The sequence below is a fragment of the Pseudomonas sp. FP1762 genome, assembly GCF_030687105.1.
Taxonomy (GTDB): Bacteria; Pseudomonadota; Gammaproteobacteria; order Pseudomonadales; family Pseudomonadaceae; genus Aquipseudomonas; species Aquipseudomonas siliginis.
This window is the reverse complement of sequence record NZ_CP117458.1, coordinates 1406659-1430799: the sequence shown is the minus strand read 5'-3', so window position 1 is coordinate 1430799 and position 24141 is coordinate 1406659. Positions and strand designations below refer to the sequence as shown.

Sequence of the window (24141 nt, the reverse complement as noted above, 5' to 3'; positions counted from 1 at the left end):
GCAAGCACACCGCCCCCCTGCACTGATCGTTCCCACGCTCTGCGTGGGAATGCAGCCGTGACGCTCCGCGTCACTGGACGCGGAGCGTCCCTAGAGGCATTCCCACGCGGAGCGTGGGAACGATCAAATGACACACCGCTTTCGCGAGCAGGCTCGCTCCCACATTGGATTCAGGGTGTATTCAAAATCGTGGTTATCCGCGTCTATCGAGAATATTCACCACCAACCGATCCACCCAGCCCCACACCCGCTGCTTGATCCGCCGCCACAACGGTCGGCGCTGCCATTCCTCCAGGCTCACCAGCTGACTCAAGCCGAAGTCCTTCACAAAACTCGCCTCTACCGCTGCCGTCAACGCCGGGTCCAGCGCTTCCAGATTCGCCTCCAGATTGAAACGCAGATTCCAGTGATCGAAATTGCACGAACCGATGCTTACCCATTCGTCGACCAGAACCATTTTCAGGTGCAGGAAACACGGCTGGTATTCGAAGATCTGCACCCCGGCCTTGAGCAGGCGCGGGTAGTAGCGATGGCCGGCGTAGCGCACTGACGGGTGATCGGTGCGCGGGCCGGTCAGCAGCAACCGCACATCGACACCGCGTGCGGCGGCTTTGCGCAGCGAGCGGCGGATTTTCCAGGTCGGCAGAAAGTACGGCGTGGCCATCCAGATGCGTTTTTGCCCGCTGTTCAACGCACGGAACAACGACTGCAAAATGTCGCGATGTTGACGGGCATCGGCATACGCCACGCGGCCCATGCCTTCGCCCTTGTCCGGCACACGCGGCAGGCGCGGCAAACCAAAATGCGCGGCCGGGCGCCAGGCGCGGCGGTAACGGTTGGCGATCCACTGGCGATCAAACAGCAATTGCCAATCGATCACCAATGGGCCGCTGATCTCGACCATCACTTCGTGCCACTCGCTGACATCATGGCCCGGCGTCCAGAATTCATCGGTCACGCCGGTGCCGCCGACCACGGCCAGGCATTGGTCGACCAGCAGCAACTTGCGGTGGTCACGATAGAAATTGCCGACCCAGCGCCGCCAGCTCAGGCGATTGTAGAAACGCAGCTCGACCCCGGCCTGGGTCAGGCGCTGGCGCAGATGCAACGTGAACGCGAGGCTGCCGTAATCATCGAACAGGCAACGCACGCGCACTCCGCGCTCGGCCGCCGCGACCAGCGCCTGGACGATGGCTTCGGCGCAGGCGCCGGCCTCGACCAGGTACAGCTCCAGTTCGATCTGCTCGGTAGCTCCAGCGATGTGCTCGAGCATGCGCGGAAAGAACTGCGGGCCGTCGATCAACAGTTCGAAACGGTTGCCGTCACGCCAGGGGAACACCGCACCGCGCATGTCAGCGCGCCGTGAAAATCAGCACCGCACCCACCGGCACCGACAGACTGATCGCCGACAGATCGGCGAGTTTGCGCAGGTTTTCCAGGCCAGGCGCCAGATCGAAATCCTCGGCGTTGATCACCAGCGGTTCCAGCGTGACCACCTGAAAGCGCCGATCATCCAGACGCGTGGCGAGCAACTCGGCCGGGTATTCGTGCTGCTTGCCGTGCAGGCTGACGGTCAGCGGCAGGCGCAACTCCAGCTGCGCGCCGGGGGCCAGATCGTTGATCGGGCGCAGGTCGATCTGGGTAGTGATGGTGGCTGCGGGAAACTGCTCGATCTGGAACAGCTCCTTGCGCATGCGCTCATCGCGCAGCGGAATGCCGCTGTTGATCGATTCGAGCTCTACTTCGACCTCGGCGCGACCGTTGGGGTCGACCTTGCCGTGCAGCACCAGAAAGCGCTGCACTTCCGAAACGCTGGCATTTTTGGTGCTGACGAACGACAGCCGCGACGACTCGCCGTCCAGATACCAATTGGCCTGGGCCGGCAGCGCAGCGGCGGTCAACAGCAGACTGGCGAAGGTTGTATAGAGGGAGCGGTTGAACATTGAACACTCGTGGGGGCGATAAACCTGCACGAACCTTAACCGCCCGCCAAGTTATTGCAAGCCCTGTGGGAGCGAGCCTGCTCGCGAATGCAATGCTCGCCGCACAGCATGTATTGCGGCTTGCGACGATTTCGCGAGCAAGCTCGCTCCCACAGGGGAGACCAGATAATTCAGGGATTCAGGCGACAGCCCTGGCGTTCGCTCAGCCACTGCGCGCTGTGGCTGCGGCCCAAGCCGCTGACGGTGATGGTTTTGCTCGAAGCGTCATCGGTAAAACGGCTGGTTGGCAGCCATTGCTTCACATAGCCACGGCAATACCCAGCATCGTTGTTCATCACATAACGACACGAGCAATATTCCTTGGCGGTGTAGGCGCTGATGATGTCCGGGAAAGCCCAGAGATTCTCCCGCTCATACCAACCCCAGCCGAGCAGCACGACCAACAGCAACAATAGAAAGCGCTTCATCGCCGCACCGCCTGCAACACGCGTTTGAGCAGTTCGTTGTGCCGGTAGCTGCCATCGCGGTCATCGCCGTAACGCACGATCACCAGTTTCTGGCTGGGCATCACATACAGCGCCTGGCCCCAGTGGCCGAGGGCGGCGAAGGTGTCGGGTGGGGCGTCGGGCCATGGTGATGTGGCGCCGTCGACACGACGATTGAGCCACCAGTGGCCGCCGGGTACGGCTTCGTCCTGATGCGCCTTGTAGCCGGCAAACGGTGTGAGGTTGAACGCGAGCCAATCCTCGGGCAGCAACTGCCGATCGTTCCAGCGCCCGCCCCGCGCCATCAATAGACCGACCCGCGCCAGATCCCGCGCGGTGAGATAGGCGTAGGACGAGGCGACAAAGGTGCCGCTGGCATCGCTTTCCCACACGGCGTGGCGAATGCCCAACGGCTCGAACAATGCTGTCCACGGATAATCGGCATAACGCTCTGCGCCGACCATGGTTTTCAGGGCAGCGGCGAGCAGATTGCTGTCACCGCTGGAATAACGGAAAGCCTGACCCGCTGCGGCGTAGGCGTCGTGGCCCGCAGTGAACGCGGCCATGTCGCGATGGCCGCGGGTGTAGAGCATCGCCACCACCGAAGATTTCAGCGGGGCGTATTCGTAGTCCTCCTGCCAATCCAGACCGGAGGCCCAGTTCAGCAGATGGCCGAGGGTGATCGCCGGGTGTTTGTCCAGCGCCGGGTAGAACTTCAGCGCTGGATCATCGAGTTTGAACCGGCCTTCGCCGTAGGCCACACCGAGAACGGTTGCCAGCAGACTTTTGCTGATTGACCAGGTCAGATGCGGTGTCTGAGCGGTGGTCGGAGCGGCGTAGCGTTCGTAGATGATCTGGCCGTCGTGGATGATCAGCAAGGCGTCGGTGCGGATGCCGTCGCGGGTGGTGTCGTTGCGCGGCGCGAAGGCGTAGTTTTCCAGCGCCTCGACGGCCGGGCCGGTGATCTGCGGGGCGATTGGCCATTGCTCGCCGGGCCATTGTTCGGCGCGGACGGTGAGGCTGATCAGCAGCAGGAACAGGGACAGGCCTTTGAACATGGTGGGCGCTCAGGGAATGAACCTGTCGAGACTAGTCGGGGTTTATGACAGATGTATGGTGATTTTGAGGCCGCCTTCGCGAGCAGGCTCGCTCCCACAGTTGATCGCATTTCAATTGAAGAATACCGTCCCTGTGGGAGCGAGCCTGCTCGCGAAGGGGCCGCTCAGGTCACCGCCAAAGCCTTGGCCAACCGCTTCGCCCTCGCCCCTGCCGCCAACTGCATCACGCCCTTGTCCCGCTGCCACATCTGCGCCCACTCCACCGGGCCATTGCCCAATGCCTGGTCCACCTCCCCCGCCAGCGCTTCAAACTGCGCAAACAACCCGCCCAGCAGCACATGCCCGGGCGGATTGTTCGGCGCTTGCCGGCTGGCCTCGGCGCACCCGGCCAGCAGCGCCAGCAAACGCAATTGCAGGGCCTGCGGCCAGTCGCTGTCCTGGCCGACGCCGTACAACCACGCGGTCATGGCGCTGAGCACGTAGACATCTTCAAGGGTGCGAAACGGTTTGACGTAGGCGTCCCAGCCGTCGCCGGCGAGCAATTCGCACAGGGCGCCGTCGAGGTACAGGCGACCGTGGCTGATGTCCGGCATCAACGGCAACGCCGGCAGTTTTTCCACCTTCACGCCGGGCTCGCCGGGATACACCACCGCCAGACTCAGGCGCGGTGGTTCGCCAGGCTCCTCACTGCGCGCAGCCACCAGCAGCCAATCCGCCGCGTCGCCGGCGGTGACGAAATCCTTGCGCCCGCTCAGGCGCAAATCTTTCAGCCGCGTTTGCATATCGGCCGGACGCAGGCTGCGTTGTTCGGTAGCGCACAAGGCGCCGAGGCTCAGCGGCGCGCTCGGCCACAACATGCGCAGCGCCGCCTGATAACCCACCAGAAACGCCAGCCCCGGCGTCGCCATCCGCCGCCCGCCGGCCACCGCCAATTCGAACGGCGTGACGTTGCCCAGCGTCTGCAACAACGTTGCAAAGCCCTCGGCCAGATCAGCTGCGGCGGGCAAGCGTTCACGGCGGTGCAGCAGATCTGTCCAGGGCATGGGCGCCTCCTCGTGGGCTGTCATATAAGCATCACCGAACGTTCATGGCGATGACACCGGGGCTACATAGCCTGACTTTGCACAACACGGCTGCATAAAGAAAGTCGATCGGCTGCAACCCACGACGGGTTAAAGGCCCGTACGGAGATTCACATGACGCAAATCGCCCGCATCAGCGACACCGGCAATGAACGCCGCCTGCAAGCCGAACGCCTGATCGGCGCCGAAGCCTTGCAGCAAGCCCAGGCCCTGCGCTTCGCCGTCTTCAGCGGCGAGTTCAACGCCAAACTCAAAGGCGCCGAACTGGGTCTGGACATGGATGATTATGATGTTCACTGCAGCCACATCGGCGTGCGTGATCTGAACACCGGGCGCCTGGTGGCGACCACGCGTCTGCTCGATCACACCGCCGCCAGCAGCCTCGGCAAGTTCTACAGCGAAGAAGAATTCAGCCTGCACGGCCTCGCCCATCTGCAAGGCCCGATCCTGGAAATCGGCCGCACCTGCGTCGATCCGGCGTACCGCAACGGCGGCACCATCGCCGTGCTCTGGGGCGAATTGGCCGAAGTGCTCAATCAGGGCGGCTACAGCTACCTGATGGGTTGCGCGAGCATCCCGATGCAGGACGGCGGCATTCAGGCCCATGCGATCATGCAGCGTCTGCGCGAGCGTTATCTGTGCACCGAACACCTGCGCGCCGAACCGAAAAATCCGCTGCCGACGCTGGATATCCCGTCCAACGTCATCGCCGAAATGCCGCCGCTGCTCAAGGCCTACATGCGCCTCGGTGCGAAGATCTGCGGCGAGCCGTGCTGGGACGAAGACTTCCAGGTGGCCGACGTGTTCATCCTGCTCAAGCGCGACGAACTCTGCCCGCGCTACGCCAAACACTTCAAGGCGGCGGTGTGATGAGCCGGTTGCGGGTGTACGCGCGAATCGCGCGAGTGCTGCTGGTGGTGACGCTGGGGCTGACCATGGCCAGCGTCTTCGGCGTGTTCGAGCGCATTGGTCTGGCGCACTCGATGGAGCGGCGTCAGCGCTGGTCGCGCTTCTTCATGGCGCGGCTGAGCAACGCCCTGCCGTTTCGCGTGAGCGTGCATGGCGAGCTGCCGAAACAGCCGATGCTTTGGGTCAGCAATCACGTGTCGTGGACCGACATTCCGCTGCTGGGCATGCTCACGCCGCTGTCGTTTCTGTCCAAGGCCGAAGTGCGCACCTGGCCGGTGGCCGGCTGGCTCGCAGCCAAAGCCGGCAGCCTGTTCATCCGCCGTGGGTCGGGCGACAGTCAGTTGATCCGCAAGCAGATGACCCGCCATCTGCAAACTGAACATGCACTGCTGATGTTCCCCGAAGGCACCACCACCGATGGCCGTTCGCTGCGCACCTTTCATGGTCGCCTGCTGTCGGCGGCGATCGATTCCGAAGTGATGCTGCAACCGGTGGCGATTCGTTATCTGCGTGACGGCGAAATCGATACGCTCGCACCGTTCATTGGTGACGATGATTTGCTCTCGCATCTGATGCGCCTGTTCAGCCATGACTGCGGCGATGTCGAGGTGCATCTGCTCAAGCCGATTGCCTGTCAGGGCCGCGAGCGCGCGGCGCTGGCGTTCGAAGCGCAGCAGGCGGTGCAGAAGGTGTTGTTTGGTGAGGTGGCGAAACCTGCCGAACCGCGTCGCGCAGGCGATTTGATCGCCGCCTGAAAATACAAATCCCCTGTGGGAGCGAGCCTGCTCGCGAATGCGACCTGTCAGTCGCCGAATATATTGACTGACAGGACGCCTTCGCGAGCAGGCTCGCTCCCACATTCAGATCTTCAGTGGATCAGAGTTTTGTGCGAAATCCTGCAATTGCGGGTAGAACAAGCTGAAGTCTTCACTCAACGGCTCATACAACCGCCGCAACTCCGCCATTGCCCCCGCCAATTCCTCCGGCCTGGTCAGCCGTCGCGAGATCCCGCGCAGCACCTGTTCCAGCACCTCAAATTCGCGATACGAGCCCAGCCAGTCGTTGGCGACCATGTGCGGGGCGATCTTTGCCAGCCGTTCCGGCAACTGTCGTTCGCGGGACAGCACCTGATAGACGTCTGCGGTGAACTGCTCCAGCGGTCGGTCGGCATACAGCGTCCAGTCCCGCGCAAGACAATGATCGAAAAACACATCGAGGACGATTCCGGCATAACGCCGCCGCGTTTCGTTGAAGCGGCCCAGAGCGATGTCGACCAGTGGATGCCGATCGGTGAACACGTCGATGCGCCGATGCAGCGCAATCGCCGCCTCCACTTCCGGGTCGAACTGGCCTTGCAGCCGACCTTTGACGAAGTCGCCATAGAGACTGCCGAGTAACTGACCGGGGCGCTGGCCGCCGAGATGCAAATGCGCGAGATAATTCATGAGCGCAGCTTAGCACTGCGGTCGCTCCTCCAGCATCCTCGTATCGTTATAACCCGATATAGCGATTTATGCGTTCGTCAGACCGAATTCATATTGGTATATCGCGATCCAACGATTTAAAGTTCGCTCCATCACGATATATCGCTACTGCCACCACGAGCCCAAGCCATGAACCTCGACCTCGACGAAATAATAAAAGCCCTGGCGCACCCAGTACGGCGAGACATCCTCAACTGGCTGAAGGACCCGAAAGGCGAATTCCCGGAGCAGTTGCACAACCACGAATACGGTATTTGCGCCGGGCAGATAGATCAGCGTTGCGGCCTGTCGCAATCGACCGTGTCGGCCCACTTGGCGACGTTGCAACGGGCCGGGCTGATCAGCAGCCAGAAGGCCGGGCAGTGGCATTTCTTCAAACGTAACGAGGACGTCATCCAGGCGTTTCTCAGCACCCTCAGTAAAGAGCTCTGACCCTTAACGTCAGCCAGCCGACAAGGAAACCTGCATGCCCCTTTCGCTTCTCATCCTCGCCCTGAGCGCCTTCGCCATCGGCACCACCGAGTTCGTCATCATGGGCCTGCTGCCCGACGTGGCGGCGGATCTTGGTGTGTCGATTCCCGGCGCCGGCTGGCTGGTCACCGGGTACGCCCTGGGCGTGGCCATCGGTGCACCGTTCATGGCGCTGGCCACCGCCAGGTTGCCGCGCAAGGCAGCGCTGGTGGCGTTGATGGGCATCTTCATTGTCGGCAACCTGCTCTGCGCCATCGCCAGCGACTACAACGTGCTGATGTTTGCCCGGGTAGTCACCGCGCTGTGTCACGGCGCGTTCTTCGGCATCGGCTCGGTGGTGGCGGCCAATCTGGTCGCGCCGAACAAACGTGCCTCGGCAGTAGCCTTGATGTTCACCGGTCTGACCCTGGCCAACGTACTTGGCGTACCGCTGGGTACCGCATTGGGTCAGGAAGCCGGCTGGCGTTCGACCTTCTGGGCAGTGACCGTCATCGGTGTGATCGCGCTGATCGGCCTGATCCGCTTTCTGCCGGCCAAGCGTGACGAAGAGAAACTCGACATGCGCGCCGAACTCGCCGCCCTCAAAGGCGCCGGCATCTGGCTGTCGCTGAGCATGACCGCGCTGTTCGCCGCCTCGGTCTTCACCCTGTTCACCTACGTCGCCCCACTGCTCGGTGAAGTCACCGGTGTGTCGCCGCGTGGCGTGACCTGGACACTGATGCTCATCGGTCTGGGCCTGACGGTCGGCAACATCATCGGCGGCAAACTCGCCGATAAAGGCATGGCCGCCACGCTGATCGGCGTGTTCATCGCCATGGCCGTGGTTTCCACGGTGCTGAGCTGGACCAGCGTCGCGCTGATCCCGACTGAAATCACCCTGTTCCTCTGGGCCACCGCGTGTTTCGCCGCTGTGCCCGCGCTGCAAGTCAACGTGGTGACCTTCGGCAAGGCTGCGCCGAACCTGGTTTCGACCCTGAACATCGGCGCTTTCAACGTCGGCAACGCGCTTGGCGCTTGGGTCGGCGGCAGCGTCATCGCCCACGGCTACGGCCTGACCAGCGTGCCACTGGCCGCCGCCGCGCTGGCCGTACTTGCCCTGCTGGTGACCCTGATTACCTTCCGCCAGAACGGCAATGCCGAGCTGGCGCCTGCTTCCAACTGATCAACTTCCTTAATTAAAGAGAGGCTTTTAGACATGGCGACTATTTTCGACCCGATCAAACTCGGCGACATCGAGCTGAACAACCGCATCATCATGGCCCCGCTGACCCGCTGCCGCGCCGACGAAGGCCGTGTGCCGAACGCGCTGATGGCCGAATACTACGTACAACGCGCCTCGGCCGGCCTGATCCTCAGCGAAGCCACTTCGGTAACACCGATGGGCGTCGGCTATCCGGACACCCCGGGCATCTGGTCCAACGATCAAGTGCGTGGCTGGGCCAACGTGACCAAAGCGATTCACGGCGCCGGCGGCAAGATCTTCCTGCAACTGTGGCACGTCGGCCGCATATCTCACCCTTCGTACCTGAATGGTGAAGCACCGGTCGCGCCAAGCGCCATCCAGCCAAAGGGCCACGTCAGCCTGGTGCGTCCGCTGGCCGACTACCCAACGCCGCGCGCTCTGGAAACCGCTGAAATCGCCGACATCGTCGACGCCTACCGCACCGGTGCCGAGAACGCCAAGGCCGCCGGTTTCGACGGCGTGGAAATCCACGGCGCCAACGGCTACCTGCTCGACCAGTTCCTGCAAAGCAGCACCAACCAGCGCACCGACCAGTACGGCGGCTCGCTGGAAAACCGTGCGCGCCTGCTGCTGGAAGTGACCGACGCCGCGATCGAAGTCTGGGGCGCTGGCCGCGTTGGTGTGCACCTGGCACCGCGTGCCGATTCCCATGACATGGGCGATGACAATCTTGCCGAGACCTTCACCTACGTCGCCCGTGAACTGGGCAAGCGTGGCATCGCGTTCATCTGCTCGCGCGAAAAAGAAGGCGCCGACAGCCTCGGCCCGCAACTGAAAGAAGCTTTCGGTGGCCCGTACATCGCCAACGAGAAGTTCACCAAGGAAAGCGCCAACGAGTGGCTGGCCAGCGGTAAGGCAGACGCCGTAGCGTTCGGCGTGCCGTTCATTGCCAACCCGGACCTGCCGGCACGTTTGCAGGCTGATGCGCCGCTGAACGAGCCGCATCCGGAGACTTTCTACGGCAAGGGTCCGGTCGGTTATATCGACTATCCGACCTTGTAATCACGCTGTAGCGCAGAAATAAGAAAGCCCCTGACTTTTGAGAGTCAGGGGCTTTTTGCTATTGGCGCAGGACAAGCGCAAGCAAACACCGTTTAACAACAGCGACACAATTTCCCTACAAAATCCACGACTCGCTACGTTTAAACTCCCCGCCGCGATGATCAGCCATGGCGGCTGATTGACATCCTGCCGGGCAATTGCGCATTTTGTTTCATTTGCGCAGGCTTGGGCTCAGGCGCAGCATGTCCAGCCCGGTGTCGACCCAGCGTTCAGCCTCGGCGTGCAGTTCGAAGCTGTCCGGGGCCAGCAGCCAGCCGTACAGCAGGCCGTCGATGTAGGCATGAATGCTGATGGCCGCGCGGGCAGTGTCGAGGTCTTCCGGCAACTGGCCGCGATTCACCGCATTACGCAAGGTCAGGCCGATGCGCAGATTGCAATCGAGACTGGCCGTCCGGCGCTGCTGGCGCAGATCGCACATTTCATCGGTGAACTCGCACTTATGAAACAGAATTTCGTTGATGCGCCGGGTTTTCGGGTCCAGTGCAACTTGATGAAACAAATGAATCAGCAACTGCCGCATGCAGCCCAGCGGGTCCGGTTCGTCCTCGCTTTCGCTGGCCTTGGCCAGTTCATCCAGCGGTTCGTGCAGGCTGTCGAGCATCGCCTGGACCAGATCGGCCTTGTTGCTGAAATGCCAGTAGATGGCGCCACGCGTTACGCCGGCGAGGGTCGCGATGTCCGCCAGGGTGGTGCGGGCAACCCCCCTTTCATAGAAGGCTTTCTCGGCCGCTTCCAGAATCTGGCTGCGGGTTTCCTGAGCTTCCTCTTTGGTACGACGGACCATGGCAGTAAAACCTCAAACAGGATGTTTCAGGGATGGCTGAATATCCGCTGAATAAAGAGGGGGCGATCTCTCGTGAATCGACTCCCCGGCCTACAATTTCAAACCTTGCGACGACTTTTGTATCAGGGTGGGTACGCGGCGCAGGTGTTTACAAACAACCATGAACGTAAGTATATTACTTAGCAAGCTACTTATCCACCCGGTGCCCGATTTTTACTCTTTCACACTTCTTGTGCGCTTCTTGCGCGCCTGACCCGAGGATCTTCATGCAATTCAAGCCAGCTGTTACCGCTCTGGTCACTGCCGTCGCCCTGGCATCGCTGCTCAGCGGATGTAAAAAGGAAGAAGCGGCCCCTGCCGCTCCGCCTCCTCAGGTCGGCGTCGTCACCCTGCAACCACAAGCCTTTACCCTGACCTCGGAACTTCCGGGCCGCACCAGTGCGTTCCGCATCGCTGAAGTTCGCCCACAGGTCAACGGCATCATTCTCAAACGTCTGTTCAAGGAAGGCGCCGACGTCAAAGCCGGTCAGCAGCTTTATCAGATCGATCCGTCGGTCTATGAAGCGACGCTGAAAAGTGCCGAAGCCAACCTGCGTTCGACCAAGTCCATCTCCGACCGCTACAAGCAATTGGTCGATGAGCAAGCCGTAAGCCGTCAGGAATACGACACCGCATTGGCCAACCGCCTGCAATCGGAAGCGTCGCTTCAGACTGCGCAGATCAACGTGCGTTACACCAAGGTCTATGCGCCGATCTCCGGCCGTATCGGCCGCTCTTCGGTGACCGAAGGCGCACTGGTCAGCAATGGCCAGGCCGATGCAATGGCAGTGATTCAGCAGCTCGATCCGATCTACGTCGACGTCACCCAGTCGTCGGTGGAACTGCTGGAACTGCGCCGCGAACTGGAAAGTGGCCGTCTGCAGAAGGCTGGCGACAACGCCGCCGCAGTCAAGCTGACCCTGGAAGACGGCAGCCAGTACAAGCTCGACGGCAAGCTGGAATTCTCCGAAGTCTCGGTTGACCAGACCACCGGCTCGGTGACCCTGCGCGCAGTGTTCCCGAACCCCGATCACACCCTGCTGCCAGGCATGTTCGTCCACGCCCAGTTGCAGGCCGGCGTCAACAGCGCAGCGATCCTCGCGCCACAGCAAGGCGTGACCCGCGACCTCAAAGGCACCCCGACCGCACTGGTCGTCGGCGCCGACAACAAGGTCGAGCTGCGTCAGCTCAAGGCCAGCCGCACTGTCGGAAGCCAGTGGTTGATCGAAGACGGCCTGAAAGCCGGCGATCGTCTGATCACCGAAGGGCTGCAGTACGTCAAACCGGGCGTCGAGGTCAAAGCGACCGAGGCGACTAACGTCGGCACCAAGAACCCGGCCCCCGCACAGGCAGCTGACAAAGCCGCCGGCGGCAAAGGGGAGTAACCCATGTCAAAATTCTTCATCGACCGTCCGATTTTCGCTTGGGTAATCGCCCTGGTGATCATGCTGGTCGGGGCACTTTCGATCCTGAAATTGCCGATCAACCAATACCCGAGCATTGCGCCACCGGCCATTGCGATCCAGGTGACCTACCCGGGTGCGTCCGCACAAACCGTGCAGGACACCGTGGTGCAGGTCATCGAGCAACAGCTCAACGGTATCGACAACCTGCGTTATGTGTCGTCGGAAAGTAACTCCGACGGCAGCATGACCATCACCGCGACCTTCGAGCAAGGCACCAACTCCGACACCGCGCAGGTCCAGGTCCAGAACAAGCTGAACCTGGCCACCCCGCTGCTGCCGCAGGAAGTGCAGCAACAGGGTATCCGCGTGACCAAGGCAGTGAAAAACTTCCTGCTGGTGATCGGCGTGGTGTCGCGTGACGGCAGCATGAGCAAGGACGACCTGTCCAACTACATCGTGTCGAACATGCAGGACCCGATCTCGCGCACCGCCGGTGTCGGTGACTTCCAGGTCTTCGGTGCGCAGTACGCGATGCGTATCTGGCTCGACCCGGCCAAGTTGAACAACTTCAACCTGACCCCGGTCGACGTGAAGAACGCCATTGCTGCGCAGAACGTCCAGGTGTCGTCCGGTCAGCTCGGTGGCTTGCCTGCCGTGCAGGGCCAGCAACTGAACGCGACGATCATCGGCAAGACCCGTCTGCAGACCGCTGAGCAGTTCAAGGAAATCCTGCTCAAGGTCAACAAGGACGGCTCGCAGGTTCGCCTCAAAGACGTGGCTGAAGTCGGCCTCGGCGGTGAGAACTACGCGATCAGTGCCCAGTTCAACGGCAGCCCGGCGTCCGGTCTGGCGGTGAAACTGGCCAACGGCGCCAACGCCCTCGATACCGCCAAAGCGCTGCGCAACACTATCGACAGCCTCAAGCCGTTCTTCCCGCAAGGCATGGAAGTGGTGTTCCCGTACGACACCACTCCGGTGGTGACCGAGTCGATCAAAGGCGTGGTGCACACCCTGGTCGAAGCGATCGCGCTGGTGTTCCTGGTGATGTTCCTGTTCCTGCAGAACTTCCGCGCCACCGTCATCACCACGATGACCGTGCCGGTGGTACTGCTCGGTACGTTCGGCATCCTCGCCGCCGCCGGTTTCAGCATCAACACCCTGACCATGTTCGGCATGGTGCTGGCCATCGGTCTGCTGGTGGACGATGCCATCGTCGTGGTGGAAAACGTCGAGCGGGTGATGAGCGAAGAAGGCTTGTCACCGAAGGAAGCGACGAAGAAATCCATGGGCCAGATCCAGGGCGCACTGGTCGGTATCGCCCTCGTACTCTCGGCGGTACTGCTGCCGATGGCATTCTTCAGCGGCTCCACTGGTGTGATCTACAAGCAGTTCTCGATCACCATCGTTTCGGCGATGGCCCTGTCGGTGCTGGTTGCCCTGATCTTCACCCCGGCGCTGTGCGCGACCATGCTCAAGCCGATTCCGAAAGGCGAGCACGGTACTCCGAAGAAAGGTTTCTTCGGCTGGTTCAACCGTAACTTTGACCGTGGCGTACGCAGCTACGAGCGCGGCGTCGGCAACATGCTGACCCGCAAGGCGCCGTACCTGCTGGCGTATCTGCTGATCGTCGTCGGCATGATCTGGCTGTTCACCCGCATCCCGACCGCGTTCCTGCCGGAAGAAGACCAGGGCGTACTGTTCGCCCAGGTGCAGACCCCGGCCGGTTCCAGTGCCCAGCGCACGCAGGTGGTCGTGGATGAAATGCGTGAGTACCTGCTGCGTCCGAACAAGGACGGTGGTGAGGCGGACGCGGTGGCTTCGGTGTTCACCGTGACCGGCTTCAACTTCGCCGGCCGTGGGCAGAGCTCGGGTATGGCGTTCATCATGCTCAAACCGTGGGGCGAGCGTAACGCCGACAACAGCGTGTTCAAGCTCGCCGCGCGTGCCCAGCAACACTTCTTCAGCTTCCGCGACGCGATGGTGTTTGCCTTCGCCCCGCCAGCGGTTCTGGAATTGGGTAACGCCACCGGTTTCGACGTGTTCCTGCAAGACCGCGCCGGTATCGGTCACGAAAAACTGATGGAAGCGCGCAACCAGTTCCTTGGCATGGCGGCGCAAAGCAAGGTGCTGACCCAGGTGCGTCCGAACGGCCTGAACGATGAGCCGCAGTTCCAGCTGGAAATCGACGACGAGAAGGCCAGTGCCCTCGGCATCACCATCAGCGATATCAACAACACCCTGTCGATCGCGCTGGGCAGTAGCTACGTCAACGACTTCATCGACCGTGGTCGGGTGAAGAAAGTCTACGTGCAGGGCCAGCCGGATTCGCGCATGAGCCCCGAAGACCTGAAGAAGTGGTACGTGCGCAACGCCGAAGGCACCATGGTTCCGTTCTCGGCGTTCGCCAAGGGTGAGTGGGTCTACGGTTCGCCGAAACTGGCGCGTTACAACGGTGTGGAAGCGGTCGAAGTCCTCGGGGCTCCGGCGCCGGGCTACTCCACCGGTGAAGCGATGGCTGAAGTCGAAGCGATTGCCAAGAAGCTGCCGGCCGGTGTCGGTATCTCCTGGACCGGTCTGTCCTACGAGGAACGTCTGTCCGGCTCGCAAGCGCCAGCGCTGTACGCCCTGTCGCTGCTGATGGTGTTCCTGTGTCTGGCGGCGCTGTATGAGAGCTGGTCGATTCCGATCGCGGTCATGCTCGTGGTACCGCTGGGGATCATCGGTGCGCTGATGGCTACCAGCCTGCGCGGTCTGTCCAACGACGTGTACTTCCAGGTGGGCTTGTTGACGACCATCGGTCTGGCGGCTAAAAACGCCATTCTGATCGTCGAATTCGCCAAGGAACTGCATGAACAGGGACGCAGCCTGCGTGAAGCGGCAATCGAAGCCTGCCGCATGCGTCTGCGCCCGATCATCATGACCTCGCTGGCCTTCGTTCTCGGTGTTGTGCCGCTGGCGATTTCCACCGGCGCCGGTTCAGGCAGTCAGCACGCGATCGGTACCGGCGTGATTGGCGGTATGCTCACGGCCACGATCCTGGCGATCTTCTGGGTCCCACTGTTCTTCGTTACTGTGTCGTCCATCGGTCAGCGTAAAAAGACCGACGCGGATGAGACTACTGAAACTCCTAAAGAGGCTGGCCAATGAGCAAGTCGCTACTCTCCATCGCAGTCGCCGCCTTCGTGCTGAGCGGTTGCTCGCTGATACCTGACTATCAGCAGCCTGAGGCTCCGGTCGCAGGCCAGTACCCGCAGGGGCCGGCATATTCGCCGGCCCAGGCTCCGGCGCAAGCCGCTGCCGAACAGGGCTGGAAGCAGTTTTTCCATGACCCGGCACTGCAACAGCTGATCCAGGTCGCCCTGGAAAACAACCGCGACCTGCGTGTCGCGGCGCTGAACATCGACGCTTACGCGGCGCAGTACCGCATCCAGCGCGCAGACCTGTTCCCGGCAGTGTCGGCCAATGCCGCCGGCAGCCGCCAGCGTCTGCCGGCCCGTGCCTCGCAGACCGGCGAGTCGATGATCAGCAGCTCCTACTCGGCTACCGTCGGCGTCAGCGCCTACGAACTCGACCTGTTCGGTCGGGTGCGCAGCCTGAGCGAGCAAGCGTTGCAACAGTACTTCGCTACCGAAGAAGCACGCCGCAGTACGCAGATCAGTCTGGTCGCCAACGTCGCCAATGCCTACCTGACCTGGCAAGCGGACAAGGAACTGCTCAAGCTGACGCAGGACACCCTCGGTGCCTTCGAAGAAAGCTACAAGCTGACCAGCCGCAGCAACGAAGTCGGTGTGGCTTCGGCGCTGGACCTGGCGCAATCGCGCACTTCCGTGGAAAACGCCCGGGCACAATTGGCGCGTTATACCCGCCAGGTCGCGCAGGACGAAAACAGCCTGACCCTGCTGCTCGGCACCGGTATCCCGGCCAATCTGCAAGCCGCCAAACCGCTGTCTGATGATCTGCTCAGCGACGTACCGGCCGGTCTGCCTTCGGACCTGCTGCAACGTCGTCCGGACATCCTCCAGGCCGAGTACAACCTGAAGGCGGCCAACGCTAACATCGGCGCGGCGCGGGCAGCGTTCTTCCCGAGCATCAGCCTGACCGCCAACGCGGGCAGCCTGAGCCCGGATCTGTCCGGTCTGTTCAAGGGTGGCTCGGGGACGTGGCTGTTCCAGCCGCAGATCAACCTGCCGATCTTCAACGCCGGCAGCCTGCGCGCCAGCCTCGACTACGCCAAGATCCAGAAGGACATTGGCGTGGCGAACTACGAGAAGTCCATTCAAACGGCCTTCCAGGAAGTCGCCGACGGCCTGGCCGCGCGCCAGACCTACACCGAGCAGTTGCAAGCGCAGCGTGACTTCGTGCAGGCCAACCAGGATTACTACCGCTTGGCCGAACGTCGCTATCGCATCGGCGTCGACAGCAACCTGACCTTCCTCGATGCCCAGCGTCAGTTGTTCAGCGCACAACAAGCGCTGATCACCGACCGCCTCGCGCAGCTGACCAGTGCGGTCAACCTGTACAAGGCCCTGGGTGGTGGCTGGAATGCGCAGACCGCGCAGAACGAAGCGCTGAAAGAAGAAGCGCCGAAGATGAAGCTGTTCTGATCCTCGGCTGAATACATCAAGCCCACCTTATTGGTGGGCTTTTTGTTTTTTGAAGATCAAAAGATCGCAGCCTTCGGCAGCTCCTACATTTGAAATGCGTTGCCCTGTAGGAGCTGCCGAAGGCTGCGATCTTTTGCTGTTCGATAACCGCCCAAAACCCGCTTTCAGCAATTGAACCTGAACACACAGTCCCTTCACCATTCGAACCAGAAAACCAATAACAACAAGGTTCGACACCATGCTCCAGCGCCCTGCCCCGCCCGGCTGACCGCCACCGCTGCATCTCAGACCTGCATCACGTTGCCTGCGCCGCACCCGCCGCGACAGCGCAGCCGTTCGCCCTAAAAAAACAAGAGAGACCCAAGTCCATGACAGTTTTCCCTGTGCCCTACGCATTGCCCGCTGTGATCGCCCTGGCCATCGCCGGTCTGGCCCTGCCGGCAAGCGCCGAAGAAGCCGGCTTCATCGAAGGCGCCAAGGTCAACCTCAACCTGCGCAACTTCTATATCAACCGCAACTTCACCAACCCGACCAAAACCCAGGGCAAGGCTGAAGAATGGACGCAGAGTTTCATCCTCGACGCCAAATCCGGCTTTACCCAAGGCACCGTCGGTTTCGGCATGGACGTACTCGGGCTGTATTCGATCAAGCTCGATGGCGGTAAAGGCACGGGCGGTACGCAGTTGTTGCCGCTGGACCATGACGGGCGCCCGGCGGACAACTTCGGTCGCACCAACGTCGCCTTCAAGGCCAGACTTTCGCAGACCGAGGTCAAGGTCGGCGAGTGGATGCCGGTATTGCCGATTCTGCGTTCGGACGACGGTCGCTCGCTGCCGCAAACCTTCCGTGGCGGCCAGATCACCTCCAAGGAAATCGCCGGCCTGACCCTCTATGGCGGCCAGTTCCGCGCCAACAGCCCGCGCGACGACAGCAGCATGAGCGACATGTCGATGACCGGCAAAGCCGCGTTCACCTCTGACCGTTTCAACTTCCAGGGCGGCGAATACCTGTTCAACGACAAGCGCACACAGATCGGCTTATGGAATGCGCAACTCAAGGACATCTACAGCCAGCAGTACCTCAATGTGCTGCACAGTCAGCCGCTCGGTGACTGGACGCTGGGCGCCAACCTCGGCTTTTTCTATGGCAAGGAAGATGGCAGCGCGCGTGCCGGCGATCTGGACAACAAGACCTGGTACGGGATGTTTTCGGCCAAGTACGGCGGCAGCACGTTCTACCTCGGCCTGCAGAAACTCACCGGCGACAGCGCCTGGATGCGCGTCAACGGCACCAGTGGCGGGACTCTGGCCAACGACAGCTACAACGCCAGTTATGACAACGCTCAGGAACGCTCCTGGCAGTTGCGTCACGACTACAACTTCGCCGCCATGGGCATCCCCGGCCTGACCCTGATGAACCGCTACATCAGCGGCGACAACGTGCACACCGGGACGATCACCGACGGCAAGGAATGGGGTCGCGAATCGGAACTCGGTTACACGGTGCAGAGCGGCACGTTGAAGGATTTGAACGTCAGATGGCGCAACTCGACCATGCGCCGCGACTTCAGTAACAACGAGTTCGACGAGAACCGATTGATCGTCAGCTACCCGATCAGCCTGCTTTAACCAAACATGCTCCACTGTGGGAGCGAGCCTGCTCGCGAAAGCGCTGCTTCAGTCGACATCTGTGTCGAATATGAAATGGCCTTCGCGAGCAGGCTCGCTCCCACATTTGATTCCCATCACAGATGCATGCCATTGGTCAGGCCATGTAGCGCTTTTGCGGGCGGCGGTTACAGTGAGCAAACCTGAAGGACTCAGGTGCTCCAACCCTTCACGCTTCCGTTTCGTAGTCGGTCTCCAGCTGTGCACCAGGTTGTCATCGGAAGACACCATTTGATCACCGGAGGATCACCTCATGATCACACGCCGCACCACTGCACCCGATTGGGACGCCAAGGCGTACCAGCAGTTTTCCCGTCTCAGACAACGTCCGGTCAACGAATTGCTCGACCGTATCGAACTGCAAAATCCCCAACGTATTTACGATCTGGGCTGCGGCACCGGCATTGCCACGCAGTTGTTGGCCAAACGCTGGCCGCGCGCGCAGTTGCAGGGCGTCGACAGCTCCGCGCAGATGCTCGTTGAGGCACGCTGCCTGCCGATCCGGGCGTTGTGGAAACATTGCGACCTGCTTGATTGGCAACCTGAGCAACCGGCGGATCTGCTGTTCGCAGCCGCCGTGCTGCACTTTATCGAAGGCCATGAAAAACTGCTGCCGCGCCTGCTCGGTTATCTGAATCCCGGCGGCTGTCTGGCGGCGCACATGCCGGACTGGCGCGATGCGCTGTGGTATCGGCTGATGCTCGACACCCTCGAAAACGGCGGCCCCGGTGGCACACCACTGGGCACACCTGAACTGCGCCAGCGCATGGCGGCGCGGCCGTTATTGGCACTGGAGGATTACTATCGGTTGCTCGCGCCCATGACTATGTCGCTGGATATCTGGGAGACCGAGCAGTTGCAGGTGGTTGACGGCAAGTCGCCGGTGTATGACTGGGTGAAGGTCTCGGCGCTGCGGCCGGTGATGCAGGCGTTGAGTTCAGCGGAACAGGCGCGGTTTATCTATCACTACCTGATGCGGGTGCATGAGCATTATCCGCAAGAGGGGGATGGGCATACGTTGTTTGCATTCAAGCGAATATTTATTGTCGCCAGGGTGTGATTCGTTACGGCCGCTACCGCTTTCGCGAGCAGGCTCGCTCCCACAGGGAAATGCATTCCAATGTGGGAGCGAGCCTGCTCGCGAAGGCGTCAGTGCAACAACCTCACTCGCGGGATTCAACCCCGAGTTCATCCCACACCGATTCGGCCAGATGAAACGTCGCGTTCGCCGCCGGTATGCCGCAGTAGATCGCGCTCTGCATGATCACTTCCTTGATCTCGCCACGGCTCACACCATTATTGGCCGCTGCGCGCAGGTGCAGTTTCAGTTCGCCCTTGCGGTTCATGCCGATCAGCATGGCGATGGTGATCAGGCTGCGGGTGTGCCGGGGCAGGCCCGGGCGGGTCCAGATGTCGCCCCAGGCGTGGCGGGTGATCATTTCCTGGAACTCCGAGTTGAACTCGGTCAGCGTGGTCAGGCTGCGATCGACGTGGGCATCGCCCAGCACCGCGCGGCGTACTTGCATGCCTTCGTCGTAACGTTGTTTCTCGTCCACAAAATCTTCCTCACTGAGCCTGCAAAAACGCCAGCACACGGTCGCTGAAATCGGCGCCGGCCTGCACGTTGGACAAATGCGCCGCATGGAACTCGGCGTACTCGGCGTCGCGCACATGGTCGCGAATGAAGTGCCCGCCGGACGGCGGCGTCACCGCATCTTCGCTGCCGGCAATCACCAGCAACGGCACGTTGATCGAAGCCAGTTGTTCACGAAAATCGGCATCTCGCACGGCCGCGCAGTTGGCCGCATAACCTTGTGGATTGGTCGCGGCGAGCATGTCGGTAATCTTCTTCGCCGCCTCGGGATGCGCTGCGGAAAAGTCTGGGGTGAACCAGCGCGCAATCGAGGCATCACGCAGTGCGACCATCGCCGCCGGGCCGTCACGCAACACGGTTTCGATGCGTGGATTCCATACCGACGGATCGCCGATTTTCGCCGCCGTGTTGCACACGATCAATTTGTGCAGACGATGGCCTGCGTTGATCCCCAGCCACTGACCGATCAGCCCGCCCATCGACAGCCCGCAGAAATGCGCGCGCTCGATGTGCAGCGCATCGAGCAGACCGAGTACGTCATGGCCCAATTGCTCGATGCTGTACGGCCCTTCGGTGACCAGCGATTGCCCATGGCCGCGCGTGTCGAAACGCAGCACGCGGTAATGCTCGGCGAACGCCGGCATTTGCGCGTCCCACATGTGCAGGTCGGTGCCCAGCGAGTTGGACAGCACCAGCACCGGCGCAGCGGCCGGGCCTTCTATTTGATAGTGCAGTTCGCCATCGGCGAGTTGAACGAAAGCCACAGCCCTCTCCTTCAGACAGTCAAAGCGTTGTGTTCAGCCACCGCGCGCTCGACCCAGACTTGCGCCTGGCCAAGGTAATGCGCGGGGTTCAGAAGATCATCGAGTTCAGCGCCACTGAGTTCGGCGGTGACTTGCGGCTCGTCAGCGAGCACCGCACGCAGATGGCGCTGCTCGGCCACCGCGCGTTTGCAGCACTGTTCGAGCAGATGATGCGCGGTGTCGCGGCCGACGCGTTGGGCGAGGACGATGCTCACCGCTTCGGCCAGCACCAGGCCTTGGGTCAGTTCGAGGTTGCGGGCCATGCGCGCCGCGTCGACTTCCAGACCGTCGGCCAGCAAACGCGCCTGTTGCAGCGAACCGGACACCAGGCAGCAGATCTCCGGCAAGGTTTCCCATTCGGCGTGCCACAAACCGAGACTGCGTTCGTGTTCCTGCGGCATCGCGCTGAACAGCGTCGACACCAGCCCCGGCACCCGCGTGGCCGCGCCGATCAGCACCGCCGCGCCGACCGGGTTGCGTTTGTGCGGCATGGTCGACGAGCCGCCCTTGCCCGGTGCCGCTGGCTCAAAAACTTCCGCTGCTTCGGTCTGCATCAACAGGCTGATGTCGCGGCCGAATTTGCCGAGGCTGCCGGCGATCAGGCCAAGCACAGCGCCGAATTCGACGATGCGATCACGCTGGGTGTGCCACGGTTGCTCGGGCAGGGTCAGTTGCAGCTCTTCGGCCAAGGCCTCAGCGATTGGCAACGCCTGTGCCCCCAGCGCCGCGAGCGTGCCGGAGGCGCCACCGAATTGCAGCACCAGCAGCCGTGGCTTCAGTTGTTGCAGACGCTGACGGCTGCGCGTCAAAGCGCCCAACCAACCGGCGATTTTCATGCCGAGGGTCACTGGCGTGGCGTGTTGCAGCCAGGTGCGCCCGGCCAGTGGCGTGGTGGCGAAACGTTGTGCCTGAGTGGCGAGCGAGTCGGCCAGTTGTGCCAGTTGGTTTTCGATCAGCGCCAGCGCCTGGCGTAATTGCAGGACCAGCCCGGAATCCATCACGTCCTGACTGGTCGCGCCCAGATGCACATAGCGCTCGGCTTCGGCATCGCTCGAGGCGATCTGCTTGCCCAAGGCCTTGACCAGCGGAATCGCTGAATTGCCGGCCGTAGCAATCGCCTCGCCCAGCGCCGCAAAGTCATACAGGCCCGCCTCGCACGCTGCGGCAATCGGTGCCACGGCCGATGAAGGAATCAGCCCGACCCGCGCTTCGGCCCGGGCCAGCGCCGCTTCGAAATCGAGCATCGCCTGCACCCGGCCCTGATCGCAGAACACTTCGCGCATATCGCGGGCGGTGAAGTAGGCATCGAACAATTGATTGCCCGGTCGCTGAGTCATAAACAGTCCTTGCCGGCGCGGGCCTCGCAGCCCGCGCACATGGGTTTACAGATCGTGGTGCAAATACTTCGCCTGCTTGGGCAAACGCAGACTGAACAGGAAGGCCACCGCCATCATCGCCGTAACGTACCAGTAGAAGGCGTTTTCCATGCCGCCGGCCTTGAGGCTCAGGGCCACAAACTCTGCCGAACCACCGAAGATCGCATTCGCCACCGCGTAAGCCAGGCCGACACCAAGCGCGCGGACTTCCGGCGGGAACATCTCGGCTTTTACCAGACCGCTGATCGAGGTGTAGAAACTGACGATTGCCAGCGCCAGGGTGATCAGCACGAAGGCGAGGAACGGGCTGCTGATACTTTTCAGGCTGAGCAGAATCGGCACGGTGAACAGCGTGCCAAGCGCGCCGAACCAGAGCATCGAATTACGCCGGCCGATCTTGTCGGCGAGCATGCCGAACAACGGCTGCATGCACATATACAGGAACAGCGCGCCGGTCATGATGTAGCTGGCGGTCTTGGCGTGCATGCCGGCGGTGTTCACCAGGTATTTCTGCATGTAGGTGGTGAAGGTGTAGAAAATCAGCGAGCCGCCAGCGGTGTAGCCGAGCACGGTGATGAACGCCGCTTTGTGATCGCGGAACAGTGCAGTAATGCTGCCGGCGTCTTTGTGCGCGCGGGTTTCTTTGTTGGTGGTTTCCTTCAGCGAACGACGCAGGAACAGCGAAATCAGCGCCGCCACCGCACCGACCACGAATGGAATCCGCCAGCCGTAGGCACGCAGGTCTTCTTCAGTGAGGAACTGTTGCAGCACCACCACCAGCGACACCGCCAGCAATTGGCCGCCAATCAGCGTCACGTACTGGAACGAGGCGAAGAATCCGCGCTGACCCTTGAGCGCGACTTCGCTCATGTAAGTCGCGGTGGTGCCGTACTCGCCGCCGACCGACAGACCTTGCAGCAAACGCGCGAACAGCAACAGCACCGGTGCCCAGACGCCGATGTCCTTGTAGGTCGGCAGGCAGGCAATCAGCAGCGAGCCGAAGCACATCATCAGAATCGAGATGAGCATCGAGTTCTTGCGCCCGTGCTTGTCAGCGACCCGGCCGAAAATCCAGCCACCAATCGGACGCATCAGGAACCCGGCAGCGAACACGCCAGCGGTGTTGACCAGTTGCACAGTCGGGTTATCGGAGGGGAAAAACGCCGGGGCGAAATAGATCGCGCAGAAGGCGTAGACGTAGAAGTCGAACCATTCGACGAGGTTGCCGGACGAGGCGCCGACGATGGCAAAGATGCGCTTGCTGCGCTCTTCGCCGGTGTAGTGGGAGGTGGTGGTTGTCATTGTTTTTCACTCGATAGGGACAGTCACAGTCTAGACATACTTTGCAACAGTCCCGTTCCGCATCGGATCATCACCCACGTATGGATCAGCCTTTGTGGCGAGGAGATTTATCCCCGCTCGAGTGCAAAGCACTCGCAAATCAGATACACGCGGTTCATCTGAATACCGCGCCGACTGGTTTTTGGGGCTGCTTCGCAGCCCAGCGGGGATAAATCCCCTCACCACAGGGACTCTGTCCTGCAGGGGATTTGGGGTGTTCTCTCAATAATCGAAGAACACCGTCTCGGCATCGGTGCCCTGCAGAACTACATTCCACTGGTACACACCCGACGCATCCGCCTTGGCCAGCAACGTCTGGCGACGCTCCGCCGGCACGCACTCGAGCAACGGGTCAGCAACGTTCGCCGGTTCGCCTTCAAAATAAATCCGCGTCAGCAAATGCTTGACCAGACCACGAGCAAACACCAGCACCACCAGATGCGGCGCCTGGGTCGAGCCTTTCAACCCCGGCACAGAGCCCGGTTTGATCGTGGTGAAACGGAAGCGCCCTTCGGCGTCGACCGGCACCCGACCGAAACCTTCAAAATTCGGGTCGAGCGGTTTGTCCTGCTGATCTTCCGGGTGGTCGTACTTGCCGGCGGCGTTGGCCTGCCAGACTTCGAGCATGGCGTCGTTGACGACATCGCCATTGCCATCCACCACTTGGCCGGTGATTGCCACGCGCTCGCCGAGGGTCAGCTCGTTGGCCAGGGTTTCGCGGTTCAGCCAGGTCAGGCCGATGTGGTAATACGGCCCGACGGTGTGGGACGTGGTCGCATAGAGCGTCATC

At 61.6% G+C, this 24141-nt stretch carries 22 protein-coding genes; 10 read left to right on the top strand and 12 right to left on the bottom strand.

The features are described 5' to 3' along the window. Positions 1 to 193: 193 nt before the first annotated feature. The 5 genes from PSH90_RS06220 to PSH90_RS06200 all read right to left on the bottom strand — a co-directional run bounded on the left by PSH90_RS06220 (position 194) and on the right by PSH90_RS06200 (position 4529). On the bottom strand, positions 194 to 1351 hold the full coding sequence (locus PSH90_RS06220) for a phosphatidylserine/phosphatidylglycerophosphate/cardiolipin synthase family protein (protein ID WP_305382369.1): 1158 nt from the start codon (positions 1349 to 1351) through the stop codon (positions 194 to 196). A 1-nt stretch (position 1352) separates the two neighbouring features. Beyond that, on the bottom strand, positions 1353 to 1943 hold the full coding sequence (locus PSH90_RS06215) for a YceI family protein (protein ID WP_039762684.1): 591 nt from the start codon (positions 1941 to 1943) through the stop codon (positions 1353 to 1355). Between the two features lie 170 nt (positions 1944 to 2113). Then, the gene (locus PSH90_RS06210; RefSeq protein WP_236167999.1) at positions 2114 to 2410 is read right to left on the bottom strand and encodes an amidase; all 297 of its coding nucleotides are present in this window, start codon (positions 2408 to 2410) and stop codon (positions 2114 to 2116) included. After that, the gene (locus PSH90_RS06205) at positions 2407 to 3486 is read right to left on the bottom strand and encodes a serine hydrolase (RefSeq protein WP_305382368.1); all 1080 of its coding nucleotides are present in this window, start codon (positions 3484 to 3486) and stop codon (positions 2407 to 2409) included. Before PSH90_RS06205 ends, PSH90_RS06210 begins: the two co-directional genes overlap by 4 nt. A 164-nt stretch (positions 3487 to 3650) precedes the next feature. Further along, a complete protein-coding gene (locus PSH90_RS06200; RefSeq protein WP_305382366.1) occupies positions 3651 to 4529 on the bottom strand; it encodes an acyl-CoA dehydrogenase family protein in 879 nt (292 codons plus the stop codon). Positions 4530 to 4682: 153 nt separating this feature from the next. Between PSH90_RS06200 and olsB the strand changes: the two genes are divergently transcribed. Next, positions 4683 to 5438 (top strand): L-ornithine N(alpha)-acyltransferase, encoded by a 756-nt coding sequence (olsB, locus tag PSH90_RS06195; protein WP_016771324.1) that lies wholly within the window; start codon positions 4683 to 4685, stop codon positions 5436 to 5438. Beyond that, entirely contained in the window at positions 5438 to 6232 is a 795-nt protein-coding gene (locus tag PSH90_RS06190) for a 1-acyl-sn-glycerol-3-phosphate acyltransferase (RefSeq protein ID WP_122691696.1), read from the top strand. Before olsB ends, PSH90_RS06190 begins: the two co-directional genes overlap by 1 nt. A 105-nt stretch (positions 6233 to 6337) precedes the next feature. Here PSH90_RS06190 and PSH90_RS06185 read toward each other — a convergent pair whose 3' ends face one another. Beyond that, a complete protein-coding gene (locus PSH90_RS06185; protein WP_150636452.1) occupies positions 6338 to 6922 on the bottom strand; it encodes an ACP phosphodiesterase in 585 nt (194 codons plus the stop codon). A gap of 168 nt (positions 6923 to 7090) precedes the next feature. Here PSH90_RS06185 and PSH90_RS06180 point away from each other — a divergent pair, with 168 nt between their 5' ends. The 3 genes from PSH90_RS06180 to PSH90_RS06170 are packed head-to-tail and all read left to right on the top strand — an operon-like array spanning position 7091 to position 9677. After that, entirely contained in the window at positions 7091 to 7393 is a 303-nt protein-coding gene (locus PSH90_RS06180; protein WP_016771327.1) for a helix-turn-helix transcriptional regulator, read from the top strand. 34 nt (positions 7394 to 7427) lie between these two features. Then, the gene (locus PSH90_RS06175; protein ID WP_056783415.1) at positions 7428 to 8594 is read left to right on the top strand and encodes an MFS transporter; all 1167 of its coding nucleotides are present in this window, start codon (positions 7428 to 7430) and stop codon (positions 8592 to 8594) included. Positions 8595 to 8627: 33 nt separating this feature from the next. After that, on the top strand, positions 8628 to 9677 hold the full coding sequence (locus tag PSH90_RS06170; protein ID WP_016771329.1) for an alkene reductase: 1050 nt from the start codon (positions 8628 to 8630) through the stop codon (positions 9675 to 9677). A 211-nt stretch (positions 9678 to 9888) separates the two neighbouring features. Here the strand turns inward: PSH90_RS06170 and emhR are convergent, their stop codons facing one another. After that, on the bottom strand, positions 9889 to 10521 hold the full coding sequence (emhR, locus tag PSH90_RS06165; protein WP_016771330.1) for an efflux system transcriptional repressor EmhR: 633 nt from the start codon (positions 10519 to 10521) through the stop codon (positions 9889 to 9891). Between the two features lie 266 nt (positions 10522 to 10787). On the opposite strand from emhR, the gene emhA reads away from it, so the two are divergent. From emhA to PSH90_RS06140, 5 genes are all read left to right on the top strand, one after another. After that, positions 10788 to 11945 (top strand): efflux RND transporter periplasmic adaptor subunit EmhA, encoded by a 1158-nt coding sequence (gene emhA / locus PSH90_RS06160; protein ID WP_039762673.1) that lies wholly within the window; start codon positions 10788 to 10790, stop codon positions 11943 to 11945. 3 nt (positions 11946 to 11948) lie between these two features. Continuing rightward, complete coding sequence (gene emhB / locus PSH90_RS06155; protein WP_041478908.1) at positions 11949 to 15113, top strand: efflux RND transporter permease subunit EmhB; 3165 nt, start codon at positions 11949 to 11951, stop codon at positions 15111 to 15113. Beyond that, positions 15110 to 16570 carry an efflux RND transporter outer membrane subunit EmhC gene (gene emhC / locus PSH90_RS06150; RefSeq protein ID WP_024011945.1) on the top strand — a complete coding sequence of 487 codons (1461 nt, stop codon included), beginning with the start codon at positions 15110 to 15112 and terminating at the stop codon, positions 16568 to 16570. Before emhB ends, emhC begins: the two co-directional genes overlap by 4 nt. 368 nt (positions 16571 to 16938) lie before the next feature. Continuing rightward, the gene (locus PSH90_RS06145) at positions 16939 to 18198 is read left to right on the top strand and encodes an OprD family porin (RefSeq protein ID WP_305382365.1); all 1260 of its coding nucleotides are present in this window, start codon (positions 16939 to 16941) and stop codon (positions 18196 to 18198) included. A gap of 292 nt (positions 18199 to 18490) precedes the next feature. Then, positions 18491 to 19297 carry a methyltransferase domain-containing protein gene (locus tag PSH90_RS06140; RefSeq protein ID WP_305382363.1) on the top strand — a complete coding sequence of 269 codons (807 nt, stop codon included), beginning with the start codon at positions 18491 to 18493 and terminating at the stop codon, positions 19295 to 19297. A 103-nt stretch (positions 19298 to 19400) separates the two neighbouring features. Here PSH90_RS06140 and pcaC read toward each other — a convergent pair whose 3' ends face one another. The 5 genes from pcaC to pcaG all read right to left on the bottom strand — a co-directional run bounded on the left by pcaC (position 19401) and on the right by pcaG (position 24140). Beyond that, positions 19401 to 19793 carry a 4-carboxymuconolactone decarboxylase gene (gene pcaC / locus PSH90_RS06135; protein ID WP_305382361.1) on the bottom strand — a complete coding sequence of 131 codons (393 nt, stop codon included), beginning with the start codon at positions 19791 to 19793 and terminating at the stop codon, positions 19401 to 19403. 10 nt (positions 19794 to 19803) lie between these two features. Further along, a complete protein-coding gene (pcaD, locus tag PSH90_RS06130) occupies positions 19804 to 20595 on the bottom strand; it encodes a 3-oxoadipate enol-lactonase (RefSeq protein WP_305382359.1) in 792 nt (263 codons plus the stop codon). A gap of 11 nt (positions 20596 to 20606) precedes the next feature. Continuing rightward, positions 20607 to 21971, bottom strand: a complete 1365-nt coding sequence (locus tag PSH90_RS06125; RefSeq protein WP_305382358.1) for a 3-carboxy-cis,cis-muconate cycloisomerase — start codon at positions 21969 to 21971, stop codon at positions 20607 to 20609. Positions 21972 to 22016: 45 nt separating this feature from the next. Next, positions 22017 to 23312, bottom strand: coding sequence for an MFS family transporter (locus PSH90_RS06120; protein ID WP_041478914.1), 1296 nt, complete (start codon positions 23310 to 23312; stop codon positions 22017 to 22019). A 261-nt stretch (positions 23313 to 23573) separates the two neighbouring features. After that, positions 23574 to 24140, bottom strand: a complete 567-nt coding sequence (gene pcaG / locus PSH90_RS06115) for a protocatechuate 3,4-dioxygenase subunit alpha (RefSeq protein ID WP_095180561.1) — start codon at positions 24138 to 24140, stop codon at positions 23574 to 23576. Position 24141 lies beyond the last annotated feature (1 nt).

What these genes read in the sequence shown, in the direction of transcription:
- PSH90_RS06215 (WP_039762684.1), bottom strand. Translation starts at nt 1,943, where the DNA reads ATGTTCAACCGCTCCCTCTATACAACCTTCGCCAGTCTGCTGTTGACC.
- PSH90_RS06170 (WP_016771329.1), top strand. Translation starts at nt 8,628, where the DNA reads ATGGCGACTATTTTCGACCCGATCAAACTCGGCGACATCGAGCTGAAC.
- PSH90_RS06185 (WP_150636452.1), bottom strand. Translation starts at nt 6,922, where the DNA reads ATGAATTATCTCGCGCATTTGCATCTCGGCGGCCAGCGCCCCGGTCAG.
- PSH90_RS06175 (WP_056783415.1), top strand. Translation starts at nt 7,428, where the DNA reads ATGCCCCTTTCGCTTCTCATCCTCGCCCTGAGCGCCTTCGCCATCGGC.
- emhA (WP_039762673.1), top strand. Translation starts at nt 10,788, where the DNA reads ATGCAATTCAAGCCAGCTGTTACCGCTCTGGTCACTGCCGTCGCCCTG.
- PSH90_RS06125 (WP_305382358.1), bottom strand. Translation starts at nt 21,971, where the DNA reads ATGACTCAGCGACCGGGCAATCAATTGTTCGATGCCTACTTCACCGCC.
- PSH90_RS06220 (WP_305382369.1), bottom strand. Translation starts at nt 1,351, where the DNA reads ATGCGCGGTGCGGTGTTCCCCTGGCGTGACGGCAACCGTTTCGAACTG.
- PSH90_RS06180 (WP_016771327.1), top strand. Translation starts at nt 7,091, where the DNA reads ATGAACCTCGACCTCGACGAAATAATAAAAGCCCTGGCGCACCCAGTA.
- olsB (WP_016771324.1), top strand. Translation starts at nt 4,683, where the DNA reads ATGACGCAAATCGCCCGCATCAGCGACACCGGCAATGAACGCCGCCTG.
- emhB (WP_041478908.1), top strand. Translation starts at nt 11,949, where the DNA reads ATGTCAAAATTCTTCATCGACCGTCCGATTTTCGCTTGGGTAATCGCC.
- emhR (WP_016771330.1), bottom strand. Translation starts at nt 10,521, where the DNA reads ATGGTCCGTCGTACCAAAGAGGAAGCTCAGGAAACCCGCAGCCAGATT.
- PSH90_RS06200 (WP_305382366.1), bottom strand. Translation starts at nt 4,529, where the DNA reads ATGCCCTGGACAGATCTGCTGCACCGCCGTGAACGCTTGCCCGCCGCA.
- pcaG (WP_095180561.1), bottom strand. Translation starts at nt 24,140, where the DNA reads ATGACGCTCTATGCGACCACGTCCCACACCGTCGGGCCGTATTACCAC.
- PSH90_RS06210 (WP_236167999.1), bottom strand. Translation starts at nt 2,410, where the DNA reads ATGAAGCGCTTTCTATTGTTGCTGTTGGTCGTGCTGCTCGGCTGGGGT.
- PSH90_RS06120 (WP_041478914.1), bottom strand. Translation starts at nt 23,312, where the DNA reads ATGACAACCACCACCTCCCACTACACCGGCGAAGAGCGCAGCAAGCGC.
- PSH90_RS06145 (WP_305382365.1), top strand. Translation starts at nt 16,939, where the DNA reads ATGACAGTTTTCCCTGTGCCCTACGCATTGCCCGCTGTGATCGCCCTG.
- PSH90_RS06190 (WP_122691696.1), top strand. Translation starts at nt 5,438, where the DNA reads ATGAGCCGGTTGCGGGTGTACGCGCGAATCGCGCGAGTGCTGCTGGTG.
- PSH90_RS06205 (WP_305382368.1), bottom strand. Translation starts at nt 3,486, where the DNA reads ATGTTCAAAGGCCTGTCCCTGTTCCTGCTGCTGATCAGCCTCACCGTC.
- PSH90_RS06140 (WP_305382363.1), top strand. Translation starts at nt 18,491, where the DNA reads ATGATCACACGCCGCACCACTGCACCCGATTGGGACGCCAAGGCGTAC.
- emhC (WP_024011945.1), top strand. Translation starts at nt 15,110, where the DNA reads ATGAGCAAGTCGCTACTCTCCATCGCAGTCGCCGCCTTCGTGCTGAGC.